Source organism: Streptomyces sp. NPDC016640, assembly GCF_043076215.1.
In the GTDB taxonomy this organism is placed as follows: Bacteria; Actinomycetota; Actinomycetes; order Streptomycetales; family Streptomycetaceae; genus Streptomyces.
In genome coordinates, this window is record NZ_JBIBRG010000036.1 from 1 (window position 1) to 5,743 (window position 5,743).

A 5,743-nucleotide genomic window follows, 5' to 3' on the forward strand; every position below is an offset into this window, starting at 1 on the left:
ACCGCGTCGAACGCCTCCGCGAACACCGGGAAACGACCGTACAGCTCACGACCCATACCGAGCCGCTGCGAACCCTGACCCGAGAACAGGAAGGCCGTGCGGCCCGTACCGGCCACGCCCTCCACGACACCCGCGTCCGGAAGACCCGCCGCGAACGCCTCCAGGGCAGCCGCCTTGTCCTCGGCCAGCACCACCGCGCGATGCTCGAACACGGACCGCTGAGTCGCCAGCGAGAACCCGAGGTCCACATCACGAACCCGGGCGCCCTGCACGAACTCCCGCAGCCGCTCGGCCTGCGCGCGCACCGCGGTCTCACTCTTACCGGAGAGAACCCACGGCACCGCAACAGCCGTCTCGGCGTCGTCGGCGTCGGCGTCGAGTGCCGTCGAGGCGACTTCGCCCGCGAGTGCGGGCTGTTCGAGGATGACGTGCGCGTTGGTGCCGCTGATGCCGAACGACGACACACCCGCACGGCGCGGCCGTCCCTCGCCCGACCATTCCACCGGTTCGGTCAGCAGCTCCACCGCACCCGCCGACCAGTCGACGTGCGAAGACGGCGCGTCCACGTGCAGCGTCCGCGGCAGCACACCGTGCCGCATCGCCATCACCATCTTGATGACACCGGCGACACCCGCAGCAGCCTGCGTATGACCCAGGTTCGACTTCACCGACCCCAGCCACAACGGCCGTTCCTCCGGCCGGTCCTGGCCGTACGTGGCGATCAGCGCCTGCGCCTCGATCGGGTCGCCCAGCGTCGTCCCCGTACCGTGCGCCTCCACCACGTCCACGTCACCGGCGGACAACCCGCCACTGGCCAGGGCCTGCCGGATCACCCGCTGCTGCGACGGACCATTCGGCGCCGTCAGACCGTTCGAGGCACCGTCCTGGTTCACCGCACTGCCCCGCACCACCGCCAGCACCCGGTGACCGTTGCGCCGCGCGTCCGACAACCGCTCCAGCACCAGCACACCCACGCCCTCGGACCAGCCGGCTCCGTCAGCGGTGTCGGAGAAGGCCTTGCAGCGGCCGTCGGCGGACAGGGCTCCCTGACGGGAGAACTCGACGAAGGCGGTGGGCGTGGCCATGACGGTGACGCCACCGGCCACCGCGAGCGAGCACTCACCCGAACGCAGCGCCTGCGCCGCCCAGTGCAACGCCACCAGCGACGACGAACACGCCGTGTCCACCGTCACCGCGGGACCCTCGAACCCGAACGTGTACGACACACGACCCGACGCGATGCTGCCCGCGCTGCCGTTGCCGCGGTAGCCCTCGTACTGCTCGTCGGCGAGGATGCTTCCGTAGTCGCTGTACATGACGCCGGCGAAGACGCCGGTCTGGCTGCCCCGCAGGGAGACCGGGTCCATCCCGGCCCGCTCGATCGCCTCCCACGTCGCCTCCAGCAGCAACCGCTGCTGCGCGTCCGTCGCCACCGCCTCCCGCGGACTCATCCCGAAGAACTCGGGGTCGAAGTCCCCGGCGTCGTGCAGGAAACCGCCCGAGCGCGTGTACGACGTCCCGGGCACGTCCCGGTCCGGGTTGTACAGCGAGTCGACGTCCCAGCCGCGATCGGCCGGGAACTCCGACACGGCGTCGACGCCGTCGGACACCAGCCGCCACAGGTCCTCCGGCGAGGACACCCCACCCGGATAACGGCACGCCATCCCCACGATCACCACCGGGTCGTCCGCCACCGACGGCAACGACCCCACCGGCACAGCCACGTCGCGCACGGTGCCGAGCACGGTGTCGAGGAGGTGATCGGCGAGGAGTCCCGCGGTCGGGTAGTCGAAGACGACGGTGGCGGGCAGGCGCAGTCCGGTCGCCTTGCCCAGCCGGTTCCGCAGCTCCACCGCCGTCAGGGAGTCGAAGCCCAGGTCCTGGAAGGCCCGGTCGGGGTGGACCGTCTGTGCGCCCGAGTGGCCGAGGACGAGGGCGATGTGTCCGCGCACCAGGTCCAGCATCATCTCGCGGCGCTCGGTCTCGCCGAGCACGGTCAGCCGTTCGGCCAGCCCGGTGGTCTCGGCGGAACCCGTGGCCGCCGCACGGCGGGTGGACGTCCGGATCAGCCCGCTGAGCAGCGGCGGCACCTCTCCCTGCGCGCGGAGCGCCGGGAAGTCGAGGCGCACGGGCAGGACGACCGCCGCGTCAGCGGCCATCGCGGCGTCGAACAGGGCGACGCCCTGCTCCGCCGTCACCGGGGGGAGGCCGGAGCGGGTGATGCGGCGGCGGTCGGTCTCCGACAGCGTCTGCGTCATGCCCGCGTCCTGCGACCACGGACCCCACACCAGCGACACCGCCGGCAACCCCAGCACACGCCGACGACGCACCAGAGCGTCCAGGAACGCGTTGCCCGCCGCATAAGCCGACTGACCCGCACTGCCGAACGTCCCCGCCACCGACGAGAACACCACGAAAGCGGTGAGGTCCAGATCCTTCGTCGCCTCGTGCAGGTGCCAGGCCGCATCCACCTTCGGACGCAGCACACCCGCCAGACGCTCACCCGTCAGCGACTCCACCACACCGTCGTCCAGCACACCCGCCGTGTGCACCACGGCCCGCACCGGATACCGGCCCACCAGAGCCGCCACCGCATCCGCATCGGCCACATCACAGGCCTCCACCGACACCCGGGCACCCAACCCGGACAACTCCGCGACCAACGCCTCGACACCCTCGGCAGCCGCACCACGACGACTCACCAACAGCAGATCCCGCACACCGTGCCCGACCACCAGATGACGGGCCACCACACGACCCAGACCACCCGTACCACCCGTCACCAGCACCGTGCCCCCGGCCACATCCCAGCCGGAATCACCCACACCGGCCCCGGACGCCATCCGTGCCAGGCGAGGCACCAGCACCTCAGCACCACGCACCGCGACCTCGGCCTCGGCCACCGCCAGCGCCGCACCCAACAGCTCGGCCGACAGCACCGCACCCGGCTCGACGTCCAGCAGACCGAACCGCCCCGGATGCTCCGAGACAGCCGACCTCACCAGACCCCACACTGCGGCACCGGCCAGATCGCCGCCCTCAGTGGCACCCCGCGTCACGAACACCAGCCGCGAGGTGGCACACCGCTCCTCCGCCAGCCACGACCGCACCAGCTCCAGCGCCCAGGCGGCAGCTCCGTGCACGGAGCCGACGACACCGTCCGCGGCGCCGGGCACGGTGGCCAGCACCGTTGCCGGTACCTCGTCCTCCATCGCCTCGAGTTCGGCCGCTGCCGAGACCGTCACCGGTTCGGGGGACACTTCGGCGGTCCTCGTACCTCGCGCCGGCACCCAGTCCACCTGGTAGAGGGAGTCATGGGTCGCGGCGCCGAGCTGTCCGGCCGCCAAGGGCCGGACGACGAGGGACTCCACCGAGGCGACGGGATCGCCGGCCGGGTCGGCCAGCTCCAGGGCCATGGTGCCGTCGGCGTCCCGGGTCAGCCGGACCCGCAGGGCCGAGGCACCGGAGGCGTGCAGCGACACTCCGGCCCAGGAGAACGGCACTCCGCCGCGGCCGTCGTTGTCGAGAGCGAAGGCGTGCAGGGCGGCGTCGAACAGGGCCGGGTGGAGACCGAAGGCGCTGCCGTCCGTCGCTTCGTCGAGGGCGACATCGGCGAACAGCTCCTCGCCCCGGCGCCACGCGGCCCGCAGACCGCGGAACGCGGGTCCGTAGGCGAACCCGGCTTCGGCCAGCCGCTCGTAGCAGTCGGTCACGTCGACCGGGCGTGCGTCCTTCGGGGGCCACACGGACGCGTCGAAGCCGGACCGCACGTGGTCCGCGGCAGCGGCGGGAGCCAGGATTCCGGTGGCGTGGACGGTCCACGGGGCCTGGACGTCGTCCTCACCCCGTGCGTGTATGCCCAGAGCGCACCGGCCGTCGGCGTCGGGGGTACCGATCCGTACCTGGATCCGGGTGCCGCCCTGGGCGGGCAGCACCAGCGGGGCCGACAGGGTGAGCTCCTCGACCGTGTCGCAGCCGACCTCGTCCGCGGCACGGATGGCCAGTTCCAGCAGGGCCGTGCCCGGCACCAGGACCGAGCCCCGCACCGCATGGTCGGCCAGCCACGGGTGGGACTGCACCGACAGCCGGCCCGTGAACACCACCCCGTCCGAGCCCTCGGTGCCGGCCAGTTCGACGGCCGCGCCCAGCAGCGGGTGTTCGGCCGCTCCGAGCCCGGCGAACCGCACGTCCCCGGCCCGGGTCAGCGCACCGGCGGGCCAGTAGCGCTGCCGCTGGAAGGCGTAGGTCGGCAGGTCGACGGTCCGGGCCCGCACACCGGTGCCGGTGAGGAAGGCAGCCCAGTCCACCGGGGCCCCGGCCACGTGCAGCCGGGCCAGCGCGGTCAGGGCCGCCGTCTCCTCGTCGCGGTCCCTGCGCAGCAGCGGGATCAGGTGTGCCCCGTCGCCGGCGCTCTCGCGCGCCATGCCGCTGAGCACACCGTCCGGGCCGAGCTCCAGGAAGCGCGTGACGCCCTGCTCCGCCAGGACACGGACTCCGTCGTCGAAGCGCACGGCCTCACGGACATGGGTCACCCAGTAAGCGGGGGTGCTGAGTTCGCCAGCAGCGGCGATACAGCCCGTTATGTTGGAGATCAGGGGCAGCCGGGGCTCGCTGAACGTCAGCTCCTCGACGACCGTGCTGAAGTCGTCCAGCATCGGTTCCATCAGCGGGGAGTGGAAGGCGTGCGACACCCGCAGCCGGGACGTACGACGGCCCTGCTCCCGGAACACCTCCGCCACGGTCTCGACAGCGGCCTGGGCACCTGAGATCACGACGGAGGTCGGGCCGTTGACGGCCGCGATCGAGACTTCGCCGGTCAGGTGCGGCAGGATTTCCGCCTCCGTGGCCTCGACGGCCACCATCGCACCACCGGCGGGCAGCGCCTGCATCAGACGACCGCGAGCGGCGACCAACGCGCAGGCGTCCGCGAGGGAGAGGACGCCCGCGATGTGCGCGGCGGCCACCTCACCGATCGAGTGTCCGGCGAGGAAGTCGGGCCGTACGCCCCAGGCGTCCAGGAGGCGGTACAGCGCCACTTCCAGGGCGAACAGCCCGGCCTGGGCGTAGGCGGTCCGGTTCAGCGCGTCCTCGTCGTCGCCCCAGAGCACGTCGCGCAGCGGCCGGTCCAGGTGCTCGTCCAGAGCCGCGCACACCGCGTCGAACGCCTCCGCGAACACCGGGAAACGGGCGTGCAGTTCACGGCCCATACCGAGCCGCTGCGAACCCTGACCCGAGAAGAGGAACGCCGTGCGGCCTCCATCGGCCAGGCCTTCCACGACACCCGCGTCCGGACGGCCCGCCGCGAGCGCCTCCAGGGCAGCCGGCTTGTCCTCGGCCAGCACCACCGCACGATGCTCGAAGAGGGAGCGCTGCGTGGCCAGCGAGAACCCGAGGTCCACGCCACGGACCGCCGCGCCGTCTCCCGCCGTGAACTCCCGCAGCCGGCCGGCCTGCGCACGCAGCGCGGCCTCACTCCTGCCGGAGAGGACCCACGGCACCGCGCCGGAGGCGGTCTCCGGTTCCGGTGCCGCGTCGGGCTCCACCTCGACGTGGTCGTCCGGCTGTTCGAGGACGACGTGCGCGTTGGTGCCGCTGATGCCGAACGACGACACACCCGCACGGCGCGGCCGTCCCTCGCCCGACCATTCCACCGGTTCGGTCAGCAGCTCCACCGCACCCGCCGACCAGTCGACGTGCGACGACGGCGCGTCCACGTGCAGCGTCCGCGGCAGCACACCGTGCC

The 5,743-nt window shown here is 72.5% G+C and carries 1 protein-coding gene; it reads right to left on the bottom strand.

Annotated elements, in window-relative coordinates:
* Positions 1-5,743, bottom strand: a 5,743-nt coding sequence (locus ACF07S_RS33310; RefSeq protein ID WP_391975907.1) for an SDR family NAD(P)-dependent oxidoreductase, incomplete at both ends; no start/stop codon positions are given.